The following is a 26852-nucleotide window of genomic DNA, read 5'->3' as shown; positions in this document are numbered from 1 at the left end:
ATCCGCCCGGCGAACCGAAGCGCGGTGCCGCCTTCTCACACCCAGTCGACGAATCTCCCGTCGAGCAGCGTCTCCGTCTGGCGCTCGATGTACGTCCGCTGCATCCCGACGATCGCGTCGGCCAGATTCGCGCCGTCGTCGAGCCGCGCCCGCACCCGATCGCGTTTCCAGTCGGCCGGGGTTCGCGCCGCCTCGACGCGCGACCTGAGCGGGGAGACGTACCGGTCCGCCTCGGACGCCGAGCAGCCCGCGGAGGTGAGCCCGTCCGCCGCGTGCGCGAGGAGGTCGTCGTACACCTCGACCGGGTCGGTCGTCTCCTGTCCGTCGTTCGTGATCCACCGCTGGCCGCTCGCCAGCCCGTCGCGGGCGGCGGCGTAGAAGTTCTCGCGGGCGGTTTCCCACTCCTGGTCGACGACGGGGTGCTCGCGCCGCGGGAGGCTCTCCATCAGGCCGGCGAACGCCGCCTGGAAGGCGATCGAATCGCGGACGGTCGGCTGCGCCGGGATCGGGCGGAACTCGATGCGGGCGTTCGCAGAAGAGCGCGTCGCGCCGTCGAACACCGGCCGAACCCACCGCCAGTACGTCCCGTGTTTGGTCCGCAGGGTGGCGAACTCGTCGTCGAAGCGGTCGCCGCGCTCGACCGGCATCGGGACCATGATCTCGTCGGCGACGACGCGGTCGACGGCCTCCTCCACGGTTTCGAGGTCGCGCGGGAACGTGACCTTGTCCGGCCCCCCGCCGCTGTTGAGCACCGACTCGAACACGGAGATCCGCCCCTCGTCCCACGCGTCGGCGAGGATCTCCTCGGCGGGGACGTCCTCGTAGAGGTCCGGCGGGAAGAAGGGCGAGTTGACCCCGAGCGCGAGGAGGGGGCCGGCCACCCGGAGCGCGTAGTTGAAGTACGCCGGCAGGTCGGCGGCGTGCGAAACCTGGTAGTGCGGCTGGATGGAGGTGATGAGGCTCTCCGGCATCACCGTGTCCGCGTCGAGCGACACGTGGGGGGCCTCGACGGAGAGCGTCTCGCCCGCGTTCTCCCCGTTCGCCATCGCGTGGTAGCGGACGGCGTCGCTCATGTTGGTCGCGATCCGGACGCCCTCGTCGACGATGCTGTCGGAGAGGTACCTCCCGGCCGTCTCGCCTGCGGGGGGAATCGTCCACACGGCGTCGCTGACGAGGCGCATCTCCTCGGCGCGCGTGCAGTCGAGCGCCGCGCTGAGCCGCGCGAGCACCTCGGACTCCTGAGCGCGGAGGCCGTGGGGGTTGAACGGCTGCGGGCTCGTGCTCATCTCGGCGTTGTGCAGGCCCAGCTCCTTCTCGAAGCCGATGAGTTCGAGCAGGCGGCGCGGCACGCGCGTCAGCGCGTAGACGTTGTCGGCGTCGCCCTCGTCGGACTCGGCCCACCGCCCGCTCGCGTCGGCGACCGCGTAGAACTCGTACTCCAGTCCGACGATCGACTGGTGGTTGTCGAACGCGCCCTCGCGGAGCGCCGACTTCACGACCTCGGCGTCCGCCTCCGCCTCCGCCTGAAACGCCTCGGCGTCGACGGAGAGCACCGCTTCGACCTGCGCCGCGAGGTCTTCTGCCATGCGGTCGTGTGCGCTACCGACGGCCTTCAATGCGACGGGTCGGGACGCTCGCCCCCGCGGCAATAAACTATAGCCGTGTGCGACACACATCAACACGCATGACCCCCGAGGACCCCCACGACGTCGAGCCGCCGTACACCTACGAGTGCACCGAGTGCGGGTACCGGACGGAGGCCGAGTCCCAGCCCGTGGAGTGTCCGGAGTGCGGCGGACGGATGAAGAACATCAGCGTGCCCCGAGAACAGTAGCGGTCGGGACGGGCGGGTCGGCCGTCGCACCCGCGGAGCGCGGTTCGGTCGCTCGGCCGCCCGTCGCGCTCGCGGGGCGCGACTCGGTCGGCCGTCGGCGGTCGATCGGCGGTCGATCCGCGGCGCTTAACACGGCCAGCCCACTACGACGGCGTGATGGACTTCGCCGACTTCGCCGCCCGCGCCGAGGAGATCGAGGCCGAGAGCGCCGACCTCGAGATCACGGCGCTCGTCCGCGACCTGTTCGAGGAGTCGAACGACGACCTCCCGATCGTCGCCCGGTTCGTCCAGGGTCGCGTGTTCCCGGCCTGGGACTCGACGACCCTCGACATCGGTCCGAACCTCTGTTACGAGGCCATCGCCCGCGCGGCCGGGCCGAACGTGACGGCCGCGGACGTGGAAGATCGGCTGGCGGAGACGGGCGAGATCGGGGAGGTGGCGGCGAGCTACGAGTTCGGCGGACAGCGGGGGCTCGCGTCGTTCGCCGGCGGCGGGCGGGACGGCCTGACCGTCTCCGAGGTCGATCGCTCGCTGCGCGACCTCGCGGCGGCGGAGGGATCGGGCAGCCGGGACCGCAAGCTCGACGTCCTCTTCGGGCTGTTCAACCGCTCGTCCCCCGCGGAGGCGCGGTACCTCGCGCGCCTCGTCCTCTCGGAGATGCGGATCGGCGTCGGCGAGGGGACCGTCCGCGACGCGATCGCCGAGGCGTTCGACGCGCCCGTCGCGGCCGTGGAGCGGGCGCTGCAGGTGTCGAACGACTACGGACGGGTCGCCGAACTGGCCCGCGAGGAGGGCGAGGCCGGGCTCGAAGGCGTGCAGCTGGAAATCGGCCGGCCGGTGCAGGCGATGCTCGCGCAGGCCGGCACCGTCGGCGACGCGCTGGAGGCGTGGGGGACGGTCGCCGTGGAGACGAAGTACGACGGCGCGCGCGTCCAGGTGCACTACGACGGCGAGGCGGTCTCCGTCTTCTCGCGCAACATGGAGGACGTGACCGACGCGCTCCCGGAGATCGTCGAGTTCGTCGAGGAGAACGTCGGCCCCCCGGCCATCCTCGACGGCGAGGTCGTCGCCGTCGAGCCGCGGGAGGAGGGCGACGGCGTCCGGCCCCTGCCGTTCCAGGAGGTGCTCCGGCGGTTCCGACGCAAGCACGACGTGGGGCGGATGCGCGGCGAGGTGACCCTGTGGCTCCACGCGTTCGACTGCCTCCACGCCGACGGCGAGGACCTCCTCGAAGCGCCCCTCACGGAGCGGTACGAGCGGCTGACGGAGGTTCTCGACGGCGGCGTCTCGAAGCTCACCCTCACGGACGACTCCGAGGAGATCGCGGCCGTCGAGGCCGCGGCGCTGGAGGACGGCCACGAGGGGATCATGCTCAAGAACCCCGAGTCGGAGTACACGCCGGGCCGGCGCGGGAAGAACTGGCTGAAGCGGAAGCCGGACGTGGAGACGCTCGACCTGGTCGTCACCGGCGCGGAGTGGGGCGAGGGCCGCCGGGCGAAGTTCCTCGGGACGTTCCTCCTGTCGGCGCGGACGGAGTCGGGGTACGAGACCATCGGCAAGGTGGCGACCGGGATCACGGACGAGAAGCTCGCGGAGCTCACGGGGCTGCTCGAACCCGAGATCGAGGCGCAGGACGGCAAGGACGTGACGATCCGCCCGTCGGTGGTGTTCGAGGTCGGCTACGAGGAGATCCAGCGGTCGCCGACGTACTCGTCTGGCTACGCCCTGCGCTTCCCGCGCTTCGTCGCGGTCAGAGAGGACAAGGACCCCGACGACGCGGATACCCTGGAGCGGGTCGAACGGTTGGCCGGCTCGTCGAACGCTACCTGAACGGCCGGGCAAAGGCTGAACTCGCTGCCGGCGCATCGTCCGCCATGGACACGAGCGAACAGCTGTACGAGACCGAGGCGACGGGGTGGAAGCGGGGGCTGTACGAGGACGTGAAGCGGACGTTCCGCGCGCCGTTCGTCAACTGGATCTTCCGGACGACGATGGCGAACGAGCCGGCGTTCCTGCGGTACGCCTGGGGGCAGGTGAAGCCCATCTTCGAGACGCGGGGGTTCGCGCGCTTCTCGGCCGCCTACCACGACGAACTGCTCTCGGTCGGGGACGCCCGCGAGCTACCGACGTACCGCTGTGAGGAACTCGAGCTCCGTCCGGCGGAGTACCGGGAACTCCGCGGCCAGCTGGCGACGTTCGACGCCGTCGGCCCGCGGCTCGCCGCGCTGTTCGAGGTGATGGATCGGTCGCTCCGGGGCGAGCCCGTCGGCGCGGGGCCGGACGAAGCCGTCGGTGCAGGGCCGGACGAGGCGCGGGTGGCGACGGAGCCGTTCCCCGAGTGGTTCGACCGCGACCGCGGCCTCCCGCCGACGATGGTCGCCCCCGACGGCGTCCCGGACGAACTCGAGGAGACGGTGGACGCGATCGAGGCGTTCCACGGCCTGGGCGACCAGCTTCCGAGCGTGTACCGGTGTCTCGCTCAGTGGCCCGGGTACCTGACGAGGGCCTGGGGGGACCTCGAACCGGTCTTCCGGTCCGACGAGTTCGACGCCGCCGGGGAGCGCGTCGACGACCGGCTGGACCGGTTCGTCCGTTCGACGCCCTACCGACCGCGCCTCGCGCCCGAGGACCTGCGAGGCGTCGGGTTCGACGGGGAGACGATCGACGGCGTACAGTGGCTGTTCCGGCGGTTCAACCGGGGGCCCGCTCGGGGAGTCGTCCGGACGCTTCCGGCGTACGCGTCGACGGTCGACGCCGCGGGACGGCGGACGGGGCCGTGAGTCGCAGCGCCGGCGCGTGTTCGGACGCTCGGGCGATTGGGAGCACTTATCGTGCGGGTTCGCCTCCGGGGGAGTATCGTGAGGCGTGATATCGCGTGACCGACACAGAGACGCTGAAACGGAGGGTGTGCGACGCGATCGACGAGCGGGCCGACGAGATCGTCGCGCTCGCGAAGTCGATCCAGGCTGAACCGGAGCTCGGATTCAAGGAGGAGAGGACGACCGAGAAGGTCGTCTCGGCCTTCGAGAGCGTGGGGCTCCCGGTCCGGGAGAACATCGCCGTGACGGGCGCGCGGGCGCGGCTCGGGTCGAACGACTCGTTCCGCGCGGCGGTGTTCGGCGAACTCGACGCGCTCGTCAACCCGGAGCACCCGCTCGCGGACCCTGAGACGGGCGCGTGCCACGCCTGCGGTCACCACGCCCAGATCGCGCACCTCGTCGGAACCGCCTTCGGGCTGGTCGGCGGCGGCGCGATCGACGACCTCGGCGGGTCGGTCGACTTCGTCGCCGTGCCGGCCGAGGAGTACCTCGACCTGGACTACCGCCGGTCGCTCGTCGAGGCCGGCGAGATCGAGTTCTTCGGCGGCAAGCAGGAACTCATCCGCCGGGGGGAACTCGACGGCGTCGACGCCGCGGTGATGATCCACGCGGGCAGCGACGTGCCGGAGCGGCGGATCACGAGCGACTTCTCGACGAACGGCTTCGTCGGCAAGTTCGTCACTTACCGCGGGAAGGAGGCGCACGCGGGCGCCGCGCCGGAGGAGGGCGTCAACGCGCTCAACGCCGCCGTGCTCGGAGCGAACGCCATCCACGCCCAGCGGGAGACGTTCCCCGACGAGGACGCCGTCCGCGTCCACCCGATCGTCACGAAGGGGGGCGAGGGCGTCAACGTCGTTCCGAGCGAGGTGACGATGGAGTCGTACGTCCGCGCGCGGACCGTCGACGCGATGGTCGACGCCAACGCGAAGGTGAACCGCGCGCTCGCCTCGGGCGCGATGGCCGTGGGGGGCGAGATCGAGATCGAAGACTACCCGGGCTACATGCCGCTTCGGACCGACCCGACCATCGTGGAGGCGTACGACCGGAACGTCCGGTCGATCCTCGGCGAGGGGGTCCTGACGGAGGGGAACCCCCACCTCGCCGGGTCGACCGACATGGGCGACGTGACGCAGATCGTCCCCGGGATCCACCCCTGGGTCGGCGGCTTCGAGGGGAGCGTCCACTCCCGCGAGTTCCGCGTCGTCGACGAGGAGATGGCGTACGTGCTCCCGGCGAAGATCACCGCCTGCGCGCTCGTCGACCTCATGACCGACGCGGAGAGCCGCCGGGCGCTCCGCCGCGCCCGCGAGGCGAAGCCGAGCCCCGAGGAGTACCTCGAACGGATCCGGGCGTTCCGCGGCGACGTCACGGAGTCGTACCTGTCGTAGCCCGTCGGCCGTCGAAGCGTGTCGGCCGTCGAAGCGAGTTGGCCGACGAGACGGATCCCCGCGACCCGCGCCGCGATCGCTTCCGGCACCGAAAGGACGTTAGGGGGTCCTCTCGTACCCGTCCTCATGACTGTCCGACACGACGGGCTGCTCGTCGAGTGGCTCGGCTACGCGACGGCGCGGCTGGAGACCGAGGACGGCTTCGTCGCCTACCTCGATCCGGGGCGGTACGGCGTCCTCGACGGCTACGACGCGCGCGACGGCGACCTCGTCTGCGTCACGCACGTCCACCACTACGACTCCGACGGGATCGGGCGCGTGGCGAAGGAGGACGCGACGGTCGTCGTCTACGAGGGAGTGGACGCGAACGATACGGACCGCGACGTCACACCGGTCGACGATCTGCCCTACGAGGTCGTCCGGATCGGCGAGGAGGACCACTACGCCGCGGGCGGGGTCGACGCGTGGTCGATGCCGGCGTACAACGAGCCGGACGGCCCGCACGTCGACGAGGACGGCGAACCGTACCACCCGAAGGGGTTCGGCGTCGCCTTCCTGCTCTCGCTGGGTGACGCGACGGTCTTCTGGCCGGGCGACTCGGACGCGCTCGACGGCTTCCGCGAACTCGACGCGTCGCTGTTCCTCGCCAACATCGGCGGGTCGGTCGTGATGGACCGGCACGAGGCCGCGGACCTCGCCGAGGCGCTGGACCCGGATCTCGTGCTCCCGATCCACTACGACACGTTCGACCTGCTGGCCGCCGACTCGGCGGCGTTCGCGGCCGACGTGGCGAAGCGCGGCGTCCCCGTCGTCCTCGACGAGCGGGGCGCGAACCAGTAGCGGCGGTTCGACCGTGCCCCGCGTCGACTACGGCCTGCTGGACGACCGCTTTCCCTACTACCGGATCGGCGACGGCCCGCGCCCGCTCGTCGTCCTCCCCGGGCTGAGCGACGCCCTTCAGGGAGCCGAACCGACGAGGCTCGTCGCCGAACTCCTCGCGCGGTACTACTACCGCCCCTACGTCGACGGCCACGCGGTCTGGGTGGTGGGGCGGCCCCGCGGGATGCCGGAGGGGTTTTCCACCCGCGACATGGCGGCGGAGTACGCCGACGCGCTCGGGGGGATCGGGCCCGCGTCGGTTCTCGGGCTCTCGATGGGCGGGCTCGTCGCCCAGCACCTCGCCGTCGACTACCCGGCGCGCGTCGAGCGGCTCGTCCTCGGAGCGGCCGGGTACCGGCTCGGCGACGGCGGGCGCGAGACGATCGCCCGCTGGGAGGCGTGGGCCGAACGCGGGGAGTGGCGGGAGATCTACCTCGACAGCGTCCCGCACACGTACCTCGGCTACCGTCGCTGGCTGTACCCGCCGCTGTTCCGCGCCTTCGGCGGCGCGGTCCTCCCGGAGCCCGCGAACCGCTCCGACGTCGTCGTCTCCTGTCGGGCCTGCCTCGATCACGACGCGCGCGGACGCCTCGGCGGCGTCGGGGCCCCGACGCTCGTCGTCGTCGGGGCGCTCGATCACTTCTTCCCGGAGGCGATCCTCCGCGAGACGGCGGCCGCGATCCCCGACGCGCGGATCGCGCTGCTCGGGGGCGCGGGACACGGCGCCTTCGAGGAGCGAAAACGACGGTTCGACGCGACCGTCCGCCGCTTCCTGGACGCGGACCTCGACTGAGAGCGACGCCCGCTACGTCCGCTGGACGTAGTCCTCTTCGAACTCCTCCTTGTGCGCCACGCCGCAGAAGTACTCGGTTTCGCCCCGGTAGTTACCCTGGACGGGCGGGTTGTGCTCGTCCACGTACGCGCCGCAGACGGGACACTCGGCCATGATTCGTCACCGTCGGTACCGACGGGCGGTTCGCCCGTAGCGCTTGTGGCCGACCGCAGGCGGACCTGGATCGTCCGTTCGGTCGGAACTCCGGTCCGACGCAAAGAACGATGCCGGTCGGCCGGGGTTCGCGCCCGCCTACGCCAGCGTCACCCGCCGGCCGCAGTTCGGACACGCCGGCCGACCGTGTCTGTCGTCCAGTTCGTCGGGCGTTCCGGTCCAATCGCAGTTCGGACAGCTGGCCACGTTGGTGGTCGACATGCGGTGTCTCCACCGACGGAAAAGACGTTATTTATTGTTAAAATTCTGCCGGCGAACCGCGGTTTCCGCGAGCGCGGCCGATACCGCCCGGCGCGCGTCGACGACGGAGATCGGGCGGACGTCAGCCGTCGCTCGGGAACGGGCGGGCGAGTCGGAGAACCGTCCCGTTCCCGGCGGCCAGCCCCGCGTCGCGGCTGCAGAGGAGGTAGAGGTCGCCGTCGGGCCCCCGCCCGATCGCCCGGAGGAAGGCGCCGAGTCCGGCGGTTCCGGCTCTCCGCACCCGCAGTTCCTCCGCGCGCCAGATCGGCGCGTTCGGCACCTCCCGCTGCGGCGAACCGGGCGGCGGGGCCGCCTCCTCGGGCGGAAACGCGACGAACAGCCGGCCCGACGATCGTTCGACGTCGCCCGCGTAGTCGCCGAACGCGTAGAAGTCGGGGCCGCCGTCGGTCCGGTAGAAGTACCCGCCGACGACGGCGTTGCCGACGGTCTCCCCGCGGTAGCGGTGGGGGTACTCGAAGATCGGATCGCGGAGCGGTTCGCCGCCGCGGACGTCCGGGGGCGTCGAGGTCGGGCAGTCGGCCGGTGGTTCCTCCGCGTTCTCCGCGTCGAAGCAGTGGGTCCCCTCGCGGACGTTCCACCCGTAGTTGCCGCCCTTCTCGACGAGGTTCACCTCCTCGTACAGTTGCTGTCCGACGTCGGCGACGAAGAGCCGGCCGCGGTCGTCGAAGGAGATCCCCCAGGGGTTGCGAAAGCCCCACGCGTAGAGCTCGTCGCGGCCGGGCCGTCCGACGAGCGGGTTGTCGTCGGGGATCGCGTAGGGCTTTCCCTCCTCCCGGCCGTCGACGTCGACCCGGAGCACCTTTCCGAGGAGCGTGGAGACGTTCTGGGCGTTTCCGCCGGCGTTCCGCGCGTACCAGTCCGACAGGTGGCCGGGGTCGTCGTCGTTCGCCCCGCCCCCGTCGCCCATCGGAACGTAGAGGTAACCGTCGGGGCCGAACGCCATCGGCCCCGCGTTGTGCGTCGACTGCGGGTGCGGAATCTCCATGAGCGCGCGCTCGGATCCGGGGAGTCCGGCGGAGCGGTCCGTCGTCGCCTCGAACTCCGAGATCACCTCCGTGTGGTCGAAGTTCGGCGGGGCGTCCGCCCGCGGCGGCGCGCTGTAGTGGAGGAAGAAGCGGCCGTTCTCCTCGAACGCCGGGTGGAACTCGATCCCCGTCAACCCCCGCTCGTCGAACGAGGGGTTGAGCGCCACGAGCCGGTTTCGAACGTCCACGAAGGGTTCGACTCGGCCGTCGGTCGGATCGACCGCGACGACCCGTCCGGGCTGTTCCGCGACGAACAGGCGATCGTCGCCCGGCGACGCGACCGCCGCGTCGGTCGGTGCGGTCACCCCCTCCGCGACGGCGTCGGCCCGGACGGTCGGCCCGGGCGGAAAGTACCCCGTCGAACCGTCCGATCGCCGCGTCTGCGCGCGCCGTACCCCGGAGACGCGACCGTCGACCAGGCTCGCGACCGTCCCGACGCCGGCGAGCGCGCCGAGGAACGCTCGTCTTCCGTTCGGCATGTCGTACGACGAGCCGGGAATTTCGTAGTCGTGGACCTGGGATACTCAGGGGGTACATGTGCCGCGCGGCGGAGTCGAGGGCGCGGGGCGAAGGCTCGGAGCGCCGGACGCCGGCCGTTCGACCGGTCAGAGGACGCCCATCTCGCCGAGGCGCTCGGGGAGGTACGTGTCGGTCACGAAGTCGAGCCCGCGGGAGGCGAGCGCCTGCTGTTCGGCCTTCTTCTCGATGTCGAGCTGGAGTTCGATCTGCTCCTTCCAGTAGTCGGTCTTGAACCGCGGGTCCTCCAGCTCGCTCTGGAGGGCGTTGACGTCCGAGTCCGAGAGGGGATCGGTCGGCAGGTCGTAATCGACGATGTCCTGCGGCTGGATGCCGACGAACTTCGCCTCGGGGGTCGCCAGGTACTCGGAGAGGTGCGCGCTCTTGATCGACCCGTACGCGACGGAGCCGTAGATCCGGTACGACCACGGGTCGCCGTCCGTGAAGACCACCACGGGGAGATCGAGCTCGTCGTGCATCCGCTTTGTGATGCGGCGGGTCGCCCGGGCCGGCTGCCCCTTGAGGTGGACGATGAGGGCGTTGAAGTCCTCGTCGAAGCCGTTCTCGATGAGCCGGTCCCGCATCCCGCCGGTCTCGACGCAGAGGACGAAGTCGATGTCGTGATCAAGGAACTCGATGGTGTCGGGGTTGTTCGGGATCTGGTAGCCGCCCTCGCCGACGTCCTCCTGGCAGTGGATCTCGCGCTCTCCCCTCCGGGTCTGTTCGCGGAGGAGGAGCGGGCCCATGAGCGTCGCGCCGGACTCCTCGGGGCGCATGTGGAAGTCCTCGCGGGTGACCTCGGAGACGATCTCCAGGTCCTCGACGAGCTGGTTCGACTCGTCCTGGTCGGAGAAGTGCGCCTCCTTCGTGTCCCACGACTCCGAGAGGTAGTACAGCTCACGGAGGGTTGACGAGCGGTCCTCCTCCAGCTGCTTCGCGAGGAAGTCGATGGTGTACACCGCCTTGAGGAGCTTTCGCGCCCCGCGGACGCTGTTGGCGCTGCGGGTGCTGGTCCGGTCGCCGTACACCCACACCTCCGCGTCCTCGTCGTACTCGATGTTGCTCTTCGTCCGGGTGGGCAGCCGCATCTCGGGGATCTGCCCCCCGGCGAACTGGTCGTAGAACTCCGCCGCGAGGTCGATGAGGCGCTCGCGCGCCCGCTCGTCCTGGATCTTCGTGTTCGAACTCATTTACGCGTGCACCGTGAGTTTCTCCGCCTCGACGCCGTCGACGTTGACGTCGAACGACGCGTCCTCGCTCACCGCGTAGGTGAGGGTCGCCGTCTCGCCCGCCGACACCGACGGGGCCCACTTCACGAACCACTCGCCGTCGAGGTCGACGACGGTCGTCTCGCCGTCCGCCTCCACGTCGGTCGGTTCCTCCGAGACGATGTCCGTGACGTCCAGCGCCTCGGACCGGTCGGAGTGGTTCTCGACCATGAGGGTGACCGTCCCGCCGTCGAACTCGCGCTCGACGCTGACGTTGTTCATGATCCGCGCCAGCGCGCCGTCGATGTTCGGCCGCTCGCGGCCGGTCACCTCGGCCACCTTGTCCGCCATCTGCGGGAGGATCCGCCCGAGCACGTCCTGTTTCTTCCGACGCTTCTGCATCGACCGGCGCTTGTTCAGGTAGGATTTGAGTTCGCGCGCGGCCTCCCGGATGGCGAGTTCGATCTCGTCTTCGATGACCGGGATGTTCGCGAGCGCGTCCTTCGACTCGCTGGTGAACGGGACGTTGGTCGAGGCGACGTGGACCATGATGACCGCCGGCCCGTTCGGCATTCCGCTGCCGCCGGGCTGGTCGAGCCCGTAGTTCCGCCACCCGATCCGCTTCACCACGTCGGTCGTGGCGCACGCCCCGCGCTGGTAGACGAGCGGGACGCGGTTGGCGAAGCGCAGAAGGTCCACGCTCCCCTCGGCCGGGAGGTCGCCGCCGTAGGCGATGCCGGCCTCGACGATGAACGGGTCGCCGCCGTGGACCTCCGCGTCGCGGGTCGCGGCGGCGTAGAAGTCGGCGTCGTACTCCTTGCGCAGGCCCGCCTCGACGAGTTCGTCCGTGATCGGCGACAGGCAGTCCGTCGGCGGCGCGAGGATGTCCGTCTCGCGCATCGCCTCCAGGAGCTGCGAGGCCGTGTCGCGGCTCTCGGCGACCTCGGCGACCTTCGGGGGGGCGTCCGAGACGGTCCGCATGACCGACCAGACGGCCTCGGTGATGTTCTCGCGCGCCGTGTCGCCGACGGTGACGTCGTCGTACTCCTGCGTCGCGTCGGCCGCGCCGTCGACGAACTCCCGGAGCTCGCGCTTCGTCACCCGGTGGCGGGGGTCCTCGACGCCGGCGAACTTGCGGGCCAGCCGCTCCGCGAGCGCCTCGACGGTGGCGTCGTCCTTCCGGGTGCTCGTCGCCTCGTCGACGAGCGCGTACAGCGAGGGGGTCAGGAGGTCGACCTCCTCCTCGGCGTCGTGCGCGGTGAGCCCGCCCCAGGCCGCCTCCAGCGCGTTCTCGCGGACCGTCTCGCCGAACGTCACCTCGAACTGATCCGACGCCGTCTCGGCGGCGTTCCCGACGATGAACCGGAGCTCCTGATGGGAGGTCCGCTCCCGGTTCGAGACCACCTCGACGACCTCCGCCGCGAACGCCTCGGTGGGGTCGCGCCCCTTGTTCGAGACGGCGCCGACGATGGCGGACTCCAGGTCGGCCCCGTCGTGCGACGGCGGGCCGCTCCAGGCCATCTCGCGGCCGAAGTGTCGGTCGCGGAAGTTGTCGACGATCTTGTCGGCCGTCTTCTTGCCGACGCGGGTGAACTCCTCCTGGAGGAACCCGGAGACGGAGTGCGAGTTCGTCGCGCCGAGCATCTTGATGAGCGTCCCGAGTTCGACCCCGTGGGGGTGCGGGCGGATCTCTTCCGTCTCCTGGGGGAGCTGATCCGTCGCCCGCTCGAACTTCAGCGGCGCGTCGAGCCCCGGCTCGCGGAGTTCGATCCGCGCGTGGGGGTTGACGACCGCCGTGTGCTTGACGTAGCTGTGGAGCTGCTGGCGGGCGCGCATGTTCGCCTCCATCTCCAGTTCGATGCGCGTCCCGTGCGGCCGGTCCCAGGAGGTCGTCCGGGAGTCTTTGATCTCCGGTTCGTTCCTGTCGGTGTCGATGATGAGTTCGAAGTACTCGGCCTCGGCGCTCCCCTGGGTTCGGCTCGTGATCTTCGCCGGCTTCCCGCTCGTCAGCTGTGAGTACAACACCGCGGCCGAGATCCCGATTCCCTGTTGACCGCGGTTCTGCTCTCTGACGTGAAAACGAGACCCGTAGAGGAGCTTCCCGAAGACCTTGGGGACCTGCTCTTTGGTGATACCCGGGCCGTTGTCCTCGACGACGAGCCGGTAGTAGTCGCCGACCTCGGCGATCTCGACGTAGATGTCGGGGGCGATGCCCGCCTCCTCGGTGGCGTCGAGCGCGTTGTCGACCGCCTCCTTCACGGCGGTTACAAGCCCTCGGGCTCCGCTGTCGAACCCGAGCATGTGCTTGTTTTTCTCGAAGAACTCGGCGATGGAGATCTCCCGCTGGCTCTCGGCCAGCTCCTCTGCGATCCCCGGCTCGTCGCCGAGTGTCGACTGGAACGACGTCATTCTGTAGGGAGTGGTATCGGACGGACGGTTAAAACCTGTTCGGCACCGGAGTGAAAGTGAAACCCGGTGCGGACGGCGCGGAGAAGCGCGCGCGTCGGGGCCCATTTGCGGCTGGGCGTATACAGAGATATCTACGCGCGCCCGCGTGCGAGGGGTTTAAGGACGGTGGTTTCTTACGGAGAATCAAGTTCTATGGTACAAGAAAGCGAGTACGGCGCCGGTCAGATCCAGGTCCTCGAAGGGCTCGAGGCCGTGCGGAAACGGCCGGCGATGTACATCGGCTCTACGGACGCCCGCGGGCTCCATCATCTGGTTTACGAGGTCGTCGACAACTCGATCGACGAGGCCCTCGCGGGCTACTGCGACAACATCGACGTGACGATCCGCGAGGACGGGTCGGTCAGCGTCTCCGACGACGGGCGCGGCATTCCCGTGGACACCCACGCCGAGTACGACCGCCCGGCGGTGGAGGTCATCATGACGGTCCTCCACGCGGGCGGGAAGTTCGACAACAAGTCCTACCAGGTCTCCGGCGGGCTGCACGGGGTCGGCGTCTCGGTCGTCAACGCCCTGTCGCACCGGCTGGAGGTGGAGATCAAGCGCGACGGCGCGGTCTGGCGGCACCGCTTCGACCGCGGCGAACCGGTACAGGGCGCCTTCGAGCGCGTGCGCGAGCTGGAACCAGACGAGGACACCGGCACCACGATCCGCTTTTGGCCCGACACGGACATCTTCGAGACGACCGAGTTCACCTACTCGACGCTGGCCAGCCGCCTCCGGGAGCTCGCGTTCCTCAACTCCGGGGTCGAGATCACGCTGGCGGACGAGCGGACCGACGAGTCGGAGGTGTTCTACTACGAGGGCGGCATCCGGGAGTTCGTCGAGTACCTCAACGAGACGAAGACCCCACTGCACGACGACGTGATCTACTTCGACGACGAGGCCGAGGGGATCAAAGTCGAGGTGGCGATGCAGGCGACCGACGAACTGCAGGGTTCCGTCCACTCGTTCGCGAACAACATCAACACTCGCGAGGGCGGCTCGCACCTCACGGGCTTCAAGACCGCCCTCACGCGCGTCGTGAACGACTACGCGAACGACAACGGCCTCGCGGACGACCTCGACGAGAATCTCAAGGGCGAGGACGTGCGCGAGGGCCTGACGGCCGTCATCTCGGTGAAGCACCCCGACCCCCAGTTCGAGGGGCAGACGAAGACGAAGCTCGGCAACAGCGAGGTCCGCGGCATCGTCGAGAGCGCGACCCACTCGGGGCTGGGAACGTACTTCGAGGAGAACCCCGCGACGGCGAAGGCGATCGTCCGCAAGGCCGTCGAGGCGGCGAAGGCGCGGAAGGCCGCGAAGAAGGCCGAAGAGCTCACCCGCCGCAAGAGCGCGCTCGAATCGAGCTCCCTCCCCGGGAAGCTCGCCGACTGTCAGACGCGGGACCCGAAGGAGGCGGAGCTCTTCATCGTCGAGGGCGACTCCGCCGGCGGGAGCGCCAAGCAGGGCCGCGACCGGCGGTTCCAGGCGATCCTCCCCCTCCGCGGGAAGATCCTGAACGTCGAGAAGCACCGACTCGACCGCATCCTGGAGAACAACGAGATCCGCTCTCTCATCACGGCCGTCGGCGCGGGCATCGGCGAGGAGTTCGACATTGACGACGCGCGGTACCACAAGATCATTCTCATGACCGACGCGGACGTGGACGGAGCCCACATCCGAACGCTCCTTCTCACGCTCCTGTACCGCCACATGCGGCCGCTCATCGAGGCGGGGTACGTCTACGCGGCGCAACCGCCGCTGTACCGCATCCGGTACCGCGGGAAGACGTACGACGCCATGACCGAAGCGGAGCGCGACCGGATCGTAGCGGAGAAGTGCGACGGCAACCCCACGCAGGTCCAGCGGTTCAAGGGGCTCGGCGAGATGAACCCCGACCAGCTCTGGGAGACGACGATGGACCCCGACAACAGAATCCTGAAGCAGATCGCCATCGAGGACGCCGCGGCGGCCGACCGGATGTTCTCCGTCCTGATGGGCGACGCGGTCGAACCGCGCAAGCAGTTCATCAAGGATCACGCGACGGACGCCGAGTGGGTCGACATCTAGAGGCGACATGAGAGGTCGACCCGCCGCCGCACGTAGCAGAGACGCCCGCGCGGAACCCGCGCGGCCTCGCGCGCCGAGCCGACGGCGCGCCACCATCGAACGAACGAAAGAGACACGATGAGTTCAGACATCCCGAACCCGGAAGACGCAGTCGAAGCGGCACAGGTCACGACCGCTCGCATCGAAGACGAGATGGAGCAGTCGTACATCGATTACGCGATGTCCGTCATCGCCGGCCGGGCGCTCCCGGACGCGCGCGACGGGCTGAAGCCGGTCCACCGGCGCATTCTCTACGCGATGCACCAGGCCGGCGTCACGAGCCGAGCCTCCCACCGGAAGTCCTCCTCGATCGTCGGCGAGACGATGGGCGACTTCCACCCCCACGGCGACTCCGCCATCTACGACACGCTCGCGCGGATGGCGCAGGACTTCTCGATGCGCTACCCGCTCGTCGACGGGCAGGGCAACTTCGGCTCCGTCGACGGCGACCCGCCGGCGGCGATGCGGTACACGGAGGCCCGCATGTCGCCCATCGCGGAGGAGCTGCTCGCGGACATCGAGAAGGACACGGTCGACTTCGCGCCGAACTACGACGATCGCCTCGAAGAGCCCGAGGTGCTCCCCGCGGCGTTCCCGAACCTGCTCGTGAACGGCTCGTCGGGCATCGCCGTCGGGATGAGCACGAACGTCCCGCCGCACAACCTCGGCGAGGTGATCGACGCGACGGTCCACCTCATCAACAACCCGGACTGCGAGGTCGAGGACCTGATGGAGCACGTCAAGGGCCCCGACTTCCCGACCGGGGCGAAGATCGTCGGCCGGAACGAGATCTACCAGGCGTACAAGACCGGGCGGGGCCGGCTCCGCGTCCGGGCCGAGTTCGAGATCGAAAACGAGGGCGAGGACGACGAGCGCATCGTCGTCACCGAACTCCCCTTCCAGGAGAACAAGGCGCGGCTCATAGAGCGGATCGCCGACGACGTGAACGAGGGGAAGATCGAGGGCATCCGCGACCTGCGCGACGAGTCCGACCGCGACGGCATCCGCGTCGTGATCGAGCTCAAGCGCGGGGCGATGGCGGAGGTGGTGAAGAACCAGCTGCTCGAACACCACCTCGAATCCACCTTCGGCGTCATCAACCTCGCGCTGGTCGACGGGCAGCCGAAGGTGCTCGACCTCAAGGAGACCCTCCGGGAGTACCTGAACCACCGCCGCGAGGTCGTCCGGCGGCGCAGCGAGTACGACCTCGCCGAGGCCGAAGACCGCGCGCACATCCTCGAAGGGCGGCTCACGGCGCTCGAAAACGTCGACGACGTGGTCGACGTCATCCGCGACGCGGAGGACCGCGACGCCGCCAAGGCGGCGCTCGCGGAGGCGTACGACTTCAGCCAGGCGCAGGTCGAACACATCGTCTCGATGCAGCTCGGCAGCCTCACCTCCATGGAGGCGGCCGCCATCGAGGACGAGTACGGGGAGGTCCAGGCGACCATCGAGCGGCTCAACGAGATCCTGAGCGACGAGTCGGAGCTCCTCGGCGTCATCGAGTCGGAGCTCCTGGAGATCAAGGAGGAGTACGCCGACGAGCGCCGGACGGAGATCGTGGAGGACGCCGGCACCGTCACCCGCGAGGACCTCATCCCCGAGGAGGACGTCGTCGTGGTCATGTCTGAGTCGGACTACATAAAGCGGATGCCCGCGTCGACGTTCCGCGCGCAGAACCGCGGCGGCAAGGGCATCATCGGCACAGACCTCAAGGACGGCGACAGGGTCTCCTCCGTGTTCTTCGCCAACAGCCACGACTACCTGCTCTGTTTCACCAACCGCGGGCAGGTCTACCAGCTGAAGGCGTACCAGATCCCGGAGATGAGCCGAACCGCCCGCGGGAAGTCGGCGGTGAACGTCATCGACCTCGACGACGGCGAGGAGATCACCGCCGTCGTCAACACCGACGACATGGACGAGGACGAGTTCCTCACGATGGTGACCCGCGACGGGTACGTAAAGCGCACCGCCGTCGACGACTTCGGGAACATCCTCTCGACCGGAATTCGGGCGATCAGGCTCGAGGACGGCGACGCGCTGGTCGACGTCGAGGTGACGGACGGCGAGCGCGACCTCGTCGTCGCCACCGAGGGCGGGATGAGCATCCGGTTCGACGAGTCGGAGGTCCGGGCGATGGGGCGGTCCGCGCGCGGCGTCCGCGGCATCGAACTTCAGGGCGACGACAGTGTCGCCGGCGTGGCCGCCGTGAACGGGGAGCGGCACAGCTGGCTGCTCACGGTCACGAAGAACGGCTACGGCAAGCGAACCGACATCGGCGACTACCGGAAGCAGTCGCGCAACGGGAAGGGGCTCATCGACATCAAGGCGAACGAGCGCAACGGCCCGACCTGCGCGATCGAGGCCGTCGGCCCCGGCGACCACCTACTCGTGATGAGCGAGGGCGGCCAGATCATGCGAACCCCGGTGGACGGCATCTCGACGGTCGGCCGAAACACCATGGGCGTCATCGTGATGGATCTCGACGCCGGCGACCGCGTCGCTTCGGTCGACGTGATTCCGGCCGAGCGCGTCGGCGAAGGGGACGAGTAGCCCCGGGTTCGAGCGCGCTTCAGCGGCCGGCCGCGCCTGCTCGTAGTTCTGGTAACGGACGCGCACGACCGGGCGCTCGCCCGTCCGGTCCGCGATCGCCGCGGCGAGTTCGTCCGAGAGCGACCCGGTGGACTGATCCGCGGGTTTGTTGACGGTGACAGTCACCGTCTCGGGCTGCGAGAAGACGGGCGGGTAGGCGTACTCGACGGAGACCCCGGTGACGCTCAGTTCGTCGTACTGCGGCTGAGAGACGACCTCCGACACCTCCCGGTGAACCTCCCGCTGGTACGCTATCTGCTCTGCGGTCCCGACGAAGACGACGCCGACGACCGCGGCGAGCAGGACCGCGGCGAGGACGACGCCGACGGTCCGTCCGGTTCCACCTCGGAGGACGGAGCGAAGGCCGGGAGCGGACCGATAGCCGAGGAGCCACAGCGAGGAGAACAGGACGAGGTCGATGACGACGATGGTGACGAGGAGGAGGAGGAGCGTCCCGAGGGCGACGACCGGCGATCCCCACGCGATGCCGATACCGACCGCCGCGGCGGCGGGGATGAGCGCCGCCGCGATCATCACGCCGATGAGCGACAGCGGGCCCTTCGTCGTGACGCCGAACGCCGCGGCCCCGGCGGCGGCCACCCCGACGAGGACGGCGGTGGCGCTGGGCGCGAGTCGAACCGTCATGAGCTCGATCGAACTCGGCTCGATGACGGGCGTGACGAAGTAGAGCTCCTTCAGGAACAGGGCCGTGACGGCCGCCCCGGCGATGGCGACCGCGAGGCCGATCACCTGCTGTTTGACGCCCGCGGTCATCATCTTCCAGTCGCCCACCGCCGCGCCGACGCTCGCGGTGAGAACGGGACCGACGATGGGCGCGATGACCATCGAGCCGACGACGATGGCCGGCGAGTCGATGAGCAGGCCGGCCGTGGCGATGATCGCGCTCAGGAGGATCATCCAGACGAACGAGTAGGTGTCGCGGCTGAGAGAGCGCGCCTTCGAACTCAGCTCGAAGGACGCGAGCGGCGTGTAGTCCGAGGCGTAGCGGGAGATGAGCGTCTCCATGTTCGGGGTCATCGCGCTCTCGGCGCTGCCGACGACCGTGTACGCCCGCTCGTCGACGCCCGCCTCGGACAGGGCGCCGAGCACGTCCCCCACGGCGTCGGTCGGGAGCGGAAACTGGACGAGCGTGTGCTCGACCTGGTCGTCGCTGCCGCTCGTCGTCACGTAATCGACGTCGCGCTCTTCGAGCGTGCTGCGGACCGACTCCAGCTCGTCGTCCGAAACGAAAACCTGGACGAGTCTCACAGCGACCGTACGATGCGGGGGCGGGAAAGAGCGGTCCCTGAATATACCGGTCCGCGGATCAGAGGATCGTCTTTCCGAGCGCGCTGGCCGCGAGTTCCGTCGCCAGCGCGGCGGTCTCGTTGTGCTCGTCCAGGATCGGGTTCACCTCGACGAGTTCGAGCGATCGCATCGCGCCGGACTCCGCGACCGTTTCCATCGCCGAGTGCGCCTCGCGGTAGGTGACGCCCCCGCGGACGGGGGTTCCGACACCCGGCGCTTCCTTCGGGTCGAGCCAGTCGAGGTCCAGGCTGACGTGTACGCCGTCGGTCCCGTCTGTCGCCACCGCGAGCGCCTCCTCGACGACGTCCGTGATCCCGCGTTCGTCGATGTCGGACATGGTGAAGGCGGTGAGGTCTCCCCCGCGGATGACCTCCTTTTCCGCCGCGTCGAGGGAGCGGAGGCCGACGAGCGCGACGTTCCGCTCGCGCAGGCCGGGGACGTTCGCCCAGCCGAGGTCGGCGAACTCTCCCACGCCCAGCGCGGCCGCGAGGGGCATCCCGTGGACGTTCCCGCTGGGGGAGGTTGTCGGCGTGTTCAGGTCGCCGTGGGCGTCGAACCAGACGGCGCCGACGTCGGCGTCGCGGGCGGACCCGGCGACCGTTCCGATGGCGATGGAGTGGTCGCCCCCGAGGACGAGCGGCGTCTCCCCGTCGGCGAGCGCGTCGGCGACCTCGTCGGCGAGGCGGGTGCAGACCTCCTCCGTCTCGCGGAGGAACTTGGCCTTGCCCGCGGGCGGCGCGGTCGCGTCGGGGTCGCGCTCCTCGGCGCGCGGGACGGCGAGGTCGCCCGCGTCTCTCGCAGGGACGCCCGACCGTTCGAGTTCGTCGGCGAGCCCCGCGTAGCGGATCGCCGAGGGACCCATGTCCACGCCGCGGCGGTTCGCCCCGTAGTCCGCCGGGGCTCCGATGATGCGGACCGACCGTGTCATGGGCGCAAATGTTGCCGCCCGCTACTTATCGGATCCGATTCGATCGCGGCGAATCTCGTCGGATTCGGCGGGTCGACTCCTCGTGCGGCGCTTCCCCGTCCGATTCTGACCCGTCGACTCGGCGGCTCCGACCACCGTCATACAGGGCTATATGTTCGGCGGCGAGACCGGACGTATGCGGCTCATTCAGCTGTTGGTGCCGACGGACCGGTTGGAGGCGGTCCGGGAACTCCTCGGGGAGGAGGACATCGACTACGTCGCCACGCGGGAGGCGGACGGCGACGGGGAGTCGGTCGTCCTCTACTTCCCCCTGCCGACGCAGGCGGTCGACGCCGTCCTCGAGGACCTCCGGGCGACCGGGCTCGACGAAGACGGGTACACGGTGATCGCGAACGCGGAGACGGCGATCACCCCGGACTACGAGAAGCTCGAAGAGCGGTTCGTCGACGGCCGCGAGGAGGACGAGAGCATCTCGAACGACGAGATCAGGGCGAAGGCAAAGCGGATGACGCCCGACCGGCTGACGTACTACGCGATGACGCTCCTGAGCGCGTTCGTCGCGACGGCGGGGCTGTTGCTCGACTCGCCGGCGGTCGTGGTCGGCTCGATGGTGATCGCCCCGCAGGTCGGCTCGGCGCTCACGGCCAGCGTCGGGACGACGCTCGGCGACCGCCGGATGCTCGTCGGCGGCGTGCGGTCGCAGGCGTTCAGCCTGCTGGCGGCCATCCTCGCCGCCGCAGCCTTCGGCTGGTTCCTCAAGACGGCGCAGTTCGTGCCGCCCGCGCTCTCCGTCGAGACGGTCAGCCAGATAAGCGGCCGGACCTCGCCCGGCCTCCTGACGCTCGTGGTCGGCGTCTGCGCCGGCGCGGCCGGGGCGTTCGGCCTCGCCACGGAGTTCCCCGTCTCGCTGGTCGGCGTCGCGGTCGCCGCGGCCCTCATCCCCGCCGCCGCGGCGGTCGGCATCGGCGTCGCGTGGGCGCTCCCGGCGGTCGCCCTCGGCGCGCTCGTCGTGGTGATCGCGAACGTCGTCTCGATAAACCTCGCCGCCTTCGCCGTCTTCTGGTACCTCGGCTACCGGCCGGACGGCTGGGACGAGCGCGACCGCGCGGGACGGGCCGCCATGCTCGCCCGGTCGCCGACCGCCGTCGCGCTCGTCGTCGGCCTCCTCGTCCTCCTCGTCGGCCCCGGGACCGTCATGGCCGGTCAGATCTCGTTCGAGAACGACGCCAAGACCACCGTGCAGGACCTCCTCGCCCAGGAGTACGACGAACTCGAACTGCGCTCCGTCCACGTCGAGTTCGGGGGCGTCGGCCCCGTCGAAACGAGGCGCGAGGTGACGGTCACCGTCGCGCGCCCGGACGGGAGCGCGTACCCGTCGCTGGCCGACGAGATCGGCGGGGAGGTCGCGGTGCGGACGGGAAAGCGGGTGACGGTCACGGTGGAGTTCGTCGATCGGAACCAATCGGGGCGAGGGGATTGACCCAGTCGGGCCGGGGGGATTGACCCAGCCAGGCCGAGGGGATTGACCGGCCGGCGTCTCGGCCGGAGGAGGGACCGATCACAGTCCGATCGGGGGTCCGCTCAGCCGCAGTCCGGATCGCCGGACTGATCGACCGCCGCGACGTTCGCGCGGGGCGGACGCTGTAACGCTGAAGTAACGGTGCTACCATCCTCGACCATGCGACTCTCGGGCGAAGCGTACGCTCGCACCGACGACCCCGTTCGCGTGCTGTACGTCGGCCAGGACGCCGACGCGAGCGGGTGGCTCGAAGCCGCGCTCGAAGATCGGGAAACGGCGTTCGGGATCGACGCCGCGCGGAGCGTCGCGGAGGCCCGACGCCGCCTCGCGACCGACGGCGTCGCGTGCGTCGTCGCCGATCCCCCGCTCGCCGACGGGACGGCGACCGAACTCCTCGCGGCGATCCGCGGCCTCGACGCCGACCTCCCGGTGCTCCTGCGGGCGGGCAACGGGGAGCAACCCCCGGTGGGCGAGTTGGCCGACGCGGGTCTGACGGACTGTACCGGTTCCGGGATCGAAACGCGCGAACCGCGGGTCGTGGGCAACCGAATCGAGGCGTTCGTCGGGGAGTACCGGACGGAGGGGGAGGCGTCCGAGGGCGACCGCCGGTTCCGGGAAACGCTCGAACGGGTCACAGACGCCGTGTACGCCGTCGACGGCGAGTGGCGGATCGTCTACTGGAACTCGAGGATGGCCGACCGGACGGGGCGGTCGGCCGAGGAGGTGACCGGCGAGATCCTGTGGGAAGCCTTCCCCGCGATACGCGGGACGGAACTGGAAGACCGGTACAGGGAAGCGATGCGCACGCGGCGGGCGGTCTCGTTCGAGACGTACCTCGAACCGTTCGAGTACTGGATCGAGGTGAGCGTCTACCCAGACGAGAACGGGCTCTCCATCTACTCGCGGGAGATCACGGAGCGCAAGGAGCGCGAGCGCGAACTGCGCGAACAGCGGGCGATCACGGAGTCGACGCTCGACGCGCAGTCCGACGTCTTCTACCTGTTCGACGAGTCGGGGACGTTCCTCCGGTGGAACGACCAGTTGGCCGACGTCACCGGGTACGCGGACGAGGAGATCGCCGACATGCACCCGCTGGACTTCGTCCCGGACGAGCACGCGGGGCTCATCGCCGAGGCGATCGCCGACGTGTTCGACGGGACGAAGCGCGTCGTGGAGTCGGCGCTCGTGACGAAAGACGGCGAGCGGATCCCCTACGAGTTCACCGGATCCAGGGTCGCCGACGAGGACGGGTCCGTCGTCGGACTCGCCGGGGTCGGCCGCGACATCTCGACCCGGAAGGAGCGCGAGCGCCGGCTCCGCAGCGACGCCGCGTACCTCAGGTCGTTCTACGAGGTGACGACCGACGCCGCCGCGTTCGACGGGAAGGTGCGACGGCTCTTGGCGGCGGGCTGCGAGCGGCTGTCGTTCGACGTCGGCGTCCTCTCCCGCGTCGAGGAGTCGACGTACGAGGTGCGCGCCGTCCACGCCCCCGACGGAGCCGTCGAACGCGGCGATCGGTTCGACCTGGCCGAGACGCTCTGCGAGGACGTCGTCGAAAGAGGCGAGGCGCGGAGCTTCGCGAACGCGGCCGACGCCGGGAAGCGAGCGCACCGCGCGAGCCGAGCGCGGCGCGCCGAGTCGTACCTCGGCGTGCCGGTCACGGTCGACGGCGAGCGCTACGGCACGCTCGACTTCTGGAGCCCGTCGCCGCGGGAGTCGCCCGTGACGGACGCCGAACTCACCCTCGCCCGGTTGATGGCCCAGTGGATCGGGCACGAACTGAGCCGGACCCGGGCCCACCGCGAACTCGAACGCAGCCGCGACCTCCTCGAAAAGACCCAACAGATCGCCCACGTCGGGGGGGTGGAGTTCGACGTTCCGACGGGCGAGCTCCGGTGGACCGACGAGACGCGTCGCATCCACGAGGTCCCAGCCGATTACGAGCCCAGCTTCGCCGCGGCGCTCGAGTTCTACCATCCGGACGACAGGGAGACGATCCGCGCGGCGATCGACCGGGCGATCGAGCGAGGGGAGGCGTTCGATCACGAGCTTCGTCTCGTCACCGCCGAGGGGAACGAGCGGTGGGTGCGAATCGTCGGCGAGCCGCACCGTCAGGACGGGGAGGTCGTCTCGCTTCGCGGCACGGTTCAGGACGTCACCGATCGCAAGGAGCGCCGACGGCGCTTCGAAGCGATATTCAATCACACCTACCAGTTCACCGGGCTCATGGAACCCGACGGGACGCTCGTCGAGGCCAACGAGACCGCGCTCCGGTTCGGCGGGATCGAGCGCGAGGACGTGATCGGAAAGCCGTTCTGGGAGGCCCGCTGGTGGACGCTCTCGACCGAGACGCGGGAGCGACTACGGCGCGCGATCGGGCGGGCCGCGGCCGGAGAGTTCGTCCGCTACGAGGTCGATGTCCGCGGGGAGACGGGAACCGCGACGATAGACTTCTCGATAAAGCCGATCACGAACGGGCAGGGGGACGTCGTTCTACTCATCCCCGAGGGGCGCGACATCACCGACCGCAAGGAGCGCGAACGGGAGTTGCGCGAGGAACGGAACCTGAGCGACCGAATGCTGGAGACGAACCCGGTCGGGATCGCCGTCCTCGACGGCGAGGGCGAGTTCGTCCGCGCGAACGCCAGCATCGAGGCGGTCTTCGGCACCGACGAGGGCGAGTTGGTGGGACGGCGCTACGATTCCGCCGAGTGGCGCCTCTACGACGGGGACGATCACCCCGTTCCGGCGCAGGATCACCCCGTCAACCGGACGCTGGAGACGGGCGAGCCGATCCGCGACTGGGAGGGAAAGTTCGAGCGGGGCGACGGTGGCAGTCTCTGGGTCTCGATCAACGCCGCGCCGATCGCGGACGACGAGGGGGAGACGACCCACGTCGTCCTCGCGGCGGAGGACGTCACCGAGCGAAAACGGCGCGAACGGGAGTTACAGCGCAAGCTCAGGTCGCTCAAACCGCTCGACCGGTACAGCACCGTCGTCCGCCGACTCGTCCGCACCGTCGCCGACAAGTCGACCGTCGAGGGGATCGAGCGAGCCGTCTGCGAGACCTTCGCCGCGTTCGATTCGCGTCTGTTCGCCGTCGTCGGCGACTTCTCCCCGGGCGCGGACCAGTTCTCACCGCGGACGTGGGCCGGCGTCGAGAGGGAGGAGCTCGACGCCCTCCTGAACGGCCCATTCGGGGAGGAGGTCCACGCGAGCCTCGGTTCGACGGCGGCGGAGACCCGAACCGTCCAGGTTCTGCAGAACGTCGCCGAGTCGAACGACGACGGCCCGGGCTTTCGCGCCGTCGCGTTCGTTCCGCTCTCGTACAACAACGCCGTCTACGGGGTTCTCAGCCTGTACGCCGCGCGCCCGTTCGCGTTCGATCGCGACGAGGTCGTCCTCCTGGAGGAGCTGGGCCGGACGATCGGATTCGCGCTCGCCGTCGTCCGAAACAGGCAGCTCCTGTACGCGAACGTCGTCACGGAACTGGAGCTTCGGATCGCCGACCCGGACGCCTTCATCCTGTACGCGTCCGACGCGGCCGACTGCTCTCTCACCCTCGAACACGTTCTCCCGCTCGAAGACGGAACGTACCTGGCGTACCTCGAGGTCGAGGGGACCTCCCCGGAGCGAATCGTGGATCTGGCGTCCAACTCGTCCGAGGTGGAGCGGACGCGGACGCTCGCGGACGCGGAGGCGGGGGGGAAGGTGGAGCTGATCCTCGGAAGTTCGTCTCCGATAACGACCGTCGCCGAGTACGGAATAGAGATCGACGCCGCCGTCGGGCGCCGCGGAGCCGGCACCCTCGCGGTCCGCGTTCCACAGGGAACGGACGTCCGAGCGACGATCGACCGGCTCGGGCGCGCCTTCGCGTCCGTCGAGTTCGTTTCGAAGCGGGACGTGAAACGCTCGCCCGCGCCCCCGTCGATCGCGGCGACAGCGGCTGACGACGTCGGATTGACGGCTCGGCAACGGGAGGCGCTCCGAACCGCGTTCCACGCCGGGTACTTCAAATGGCCGCGCGACAGCACCGCCGAGGACGTCTCGGCCTCGATGGGGATCACGCCGCCGACGTTCCACTACCACCTGCGGGCGGCCGAGCGGAAACTCGTCACGGCGTTCGTCGACGGAGGTCCGGCGTAGTCGGTGCGATAGCTAATCACTTAGAGTCGTCTTTTTAAACGCAGCGCGCTCCGCGAGAGCGGACGGAGGGCGATCCGACAGCCGGACCGCGGAGCCGGTGACCGCCGCCGGGCGGTTCCGGGCGGCGAACGTCCGATTCCCGCCGTCGGGACAGCCGCGCTCGGTGTCGGTATCGTCCCTCGGACTCCGATTGTACGCGCGCGTGATCAGTTCCGTTTAGTGCCCGATCCTCCGCCGCGAACGTATGGTCTCGAACCGCTACCTCCCGCAACGCCGGGATCTCCCCCCCACGATCAGGTCGCTGTGCCGACTCTAACTACGTAGACCCACCTCGTATGTGTCGCGCCGCACAGAACTAACACGTCCATGAGGGCGAAGTGGGAGAGGTCCGTGGAACGGCGGATCGGCGCGAACCAGCACTACGCGGAGAACGGCACCTCACGGGACGACGAGCCGCTCACCGAAACCGCGATTTTTCAGCTGCTGGGAAACGAACGGCGGCGGCTGGTGGTCGATTACCTGCTGCAGAACGGCGACGCGACGAGGAGAGAGCTAGCCGAGCACGTCGCCGAGGCGGAGGGGGCGGAAAACGAACGCGCGTACAAGAGCGTGTACGTCTCGCTGCACCAGACGCACCTGCCGAAACTGGAGGTGTACGGGGTCGTCCGGTTCGACGAGGGCGCGGGCGCTCTCGTCCCCGGAGCGAACGCGTGGAAACTCGCGCCTTACCTCGCCGTGTCGTCGCGGAGGTGGGAGATCCCGTTGATCGCGCTGACGATACTCAACGTCGTCCTGTTCTCGGTTTCGGTGCTGGGCCTGCTGTGAGAGGAGTCCGAAAGGGACCGGGGATCGACCCTCCGTACCGC

18 protein-coding genes and 1 pseudogene are annotated in these 26852 nt (G+C 69.6%); 11 read left to right on the top strand and 8 right to left on the bottom strand.

The window, feature by feature from the left end:
* Window positions 1–35 precede the first annotated feature (35 nt).
* Entirely contained in the window at window positions 36–1586 is a 1551-nt protein-coding gene (locus CNO20_RS17325) for a glutamate-cysteine ligase family protein (protein ID WP_101297373.1), read from the bottom strand.
* Between the two features lie 98 nt (window positions 1587–1684).
* Between CNO20_RS17325 and CNO20_RS22735 the strand changes: the two genes are divergently transcribed.
* From CNO20_RS22735 to CNO20_RS17300, 6 genes are all read left to right on the top strand, one after another.
* Window positions 1685–1834, top strand: a complete 150-nt coding sequence (locus CNO20_RS22735) for a rubrerythrin-like domain-containing protein (protein ID WP_143423282.1) — start codon at window positions 1685–1687, stop codon at window positions 1832–1834.
* 156 nt (window positions 1835–1990) lie between these two features.
* Window positions 1991–3664: an ATP-dependent DNA ligase LigA gene (ligA, locus tag CNO20_RS17320; RefSeq protein ID WP_101297372.1), complete on the top strand. Its 1674-nt coding sequence runs from the start codon at window positions 1991–1993 to the stop codon at window positions 3662–3664.
* Window positions 3665–3708: 44 nt separating this feature from the next.
* Complete coding sequence (locus tag CNO20_RS17315) at window positions 3709–4614, top strand: halocarboxylic acid dehydrogenase DehI family protein (RefSeq protein WP_101297371.1); 906 nt, start codon at window positions 3709–3711, stop codon at window positions 4612–4614.
* Between the two features lie 95 nt (window positions 4615–4709).
* Window positions 4710–6041 carry an amidohydrolase gene (locus CNO20_RS17310; RefSeq protein WP_101297370.1) on the top strand — a complete coding sequence of 444 codons (1332 nt, stop codon included), beginning with the start codon at window positions 4710–4712 and terminating at the stop codon, window positions 6039–6041.
* Between the two features lie 126 nt (window positions 6042–6167).
* A complete protein-coding gene (locus CNO20_RS17305) occupies window positions 6168–6881 on the top strand; it encodes an MBL fold metallo-hydrolase (protein WP_101297369.1) in 714 nt (237 codons plus the stop codon).
* Between the two features lie 13 nt (window positions 6882–6894).
* Entirely contained in the window at window positions 6895–7713 is an 819-nt protein-coding gene (locus tag CNO20_RS17300; protein ID WP_101297368.1) for an alpha/beta fold hydrolase, read from the top strand.
* 12 nt (window positions 7714–7725) lie between these two features.
* Here the strand turns inward: CNO20_RS17300 and CNO20_RS17295 are convergent, their stop codons facing one another.
* The 5 genes from CNO20_RS17295 to CNO20_RS17280 all read right to left on the bottom strand — a co-directional run bounded on the left by CNO20_RS17295 (window position 7726) and on the right by CNO20_RS17280 (window position 13345).
* The gene (locus tag CNO20_RS17295) at window positions 7726–7866 is read right to left on the bottom strand and encodes a YHS domain-containing protein (protein WP_101297367.1); all 141 of its coding nucleotides are present in this window, start codon (window positions 7864–7866) and stop codon (window positions 7726–7728) included.
* Window positions 7867–8004: 138 nt separating this feature from the next.
* Entirely contained in the window at window positions 8005–8127 is a 123-nt protein-coding gene (locus tag CNO20_RS23930) for an endonuclease Q family protein (RefSeq protein WP_233204239.1), read from the bottom strand.
* A gap of 121 nt (window positions 8128–8248) precedes the next feature.
* The gene (locus tag CNO20_RS17290; protein ID WP_101297366.1) at window positions 8249–9691 is read right to left on the bottom strand and encodes a PQQ-dependent sugar dehydrogenase; all 1443 of its coding nucleotides are present in this window, start codon (window positions 9689–9691) and stop codon (window positions 8249–8251) included.
* Between the two features lie 126 nt (window positions 9692–9817).
* Window positions 9818–10918 (bottom strand): DNA topoisomerase IV subunit A, encoded by a 1101-nt coding sequence (locus tag CNO20_RS17285; protein WP_101297365.1) that lies wholly within the window; start codon window positions 10916–10918, stop codon window positions 9818–9820.
* Window positions 10919–13345, bottom strand: a complete 2427-nt coding sequence (locus tag CNO20_RS17280; RefSeq protein ID WP_101297364.1) for a DNA topoisomerase VI subunit B — start codon at window positions 13343–13345, stop codon at window positions 10919–10921.
* A 192-nt stretch (window positions 13346–13537) separates the two neighbouring features.
* Between CNO20_RS17280 and gyrB the strand changes: the two genes are divergently transcribed.
* Window positions 13538–15454 carry a DNA topoisomerase (ATP-hydrolyzing) subunit B gene (gene gyrB / locus CNO20_RS17275; protein WP_101297363.1) on the top strand — a complete coding sequence of 639 codons (1917 nt, stop codon included), beginning with the start codon at window positions 13538–13540 and terminating at the stop codon, window positions 15452–15454.
* Between the two features lie 117 nt (window positions 15455–15571).
* Complete coding sequence (gyrA, locus tag CNO20_RS17270) at window positions 15572–18046, top strand: DNA gyrase subunit A (protein WP_101297362.1); 2475 nt, start codon at window positions 15572–15574, stop codon at window positions 18044–18046.
* 468 nt (window positions 18047–18514) lie between these two features.
* Here the strand turns inward: gyrA and CNO20_RS23925 are convergent.
* Window positions 18515–18931: pseudogene (locus CNO20_RS23925) on the bottom strand (DUF389 domain-containing protein); the annotation flags it as partial.
* A 481-nt stretch (window positions 18932–19412) separates the two neighbouring features.
* On the bottom strand, window positions 19413–20321 hold the full coding sequence (gene rocF, locus CNO20_RS17260; protein WP_101297361.1) for an arginase: 909 nt from the start codon (window positions 20319–20321) through the stop codon (window positions 19413–19415).
* Between the two features lie 175 nt (window positions 20322–20496).
* Here rocF and CNO20_RS17255 point away from each other — a divergent pair, with 175 nt between their 5' ends.
* From CNO20_RS17255 to CNO20_RS17245, 3 genes are all read left to right on the top strand, one after another.
* Entirely contained in the window at window positions 20497–21801 is a 1305-nt protein-coding gene (locus tag CNO20_RS17255; protein ID WP_101297360.1) for a TIGR00341 family protein, read from the top strand.
* 198 nt (window positions 21802–21999) lie between these two features.
* On the top strand, window positions 22000–25986 hold the full coding sequence (locus CNO20_RS17250; protein WP_101297359.1) for a PAS domain S-box protein: 3987 nt from the start codon (window positions 22000–22002) through the stop codon (window positions 25984–25986).
* Between the two features lie 390 nt (window positions 25987–26376).
* Window positions 26377–26811, top strand: a complete 435-nt coding sequence (locus tag CNO20_RS17245; RefSeq protein WP_158237441.1) for a DUF7344 domain-containing protein — start codon at window positions 26377–26379, stop codon at window positions 26809–26811.
* The last annotated feature ends 41 nt before the right edge of the window (window positions 26812–26852 follow it).

Origin of the sequence: Halegenticoccus soli, from assembly GCF_002844195.1 — an archaeon.
Classification (GTDB): domain Archaea; phylum Halobacteriota; class Halobacteria; order Halobacteriales; family Haloferacaceae; genus Halegenticoccus; species Halegenticoccus soli.
Note: the sequence above shows the minus strand (reverse complement) of the source record. Positions and strands in the feature narration are given on the sequence as shown.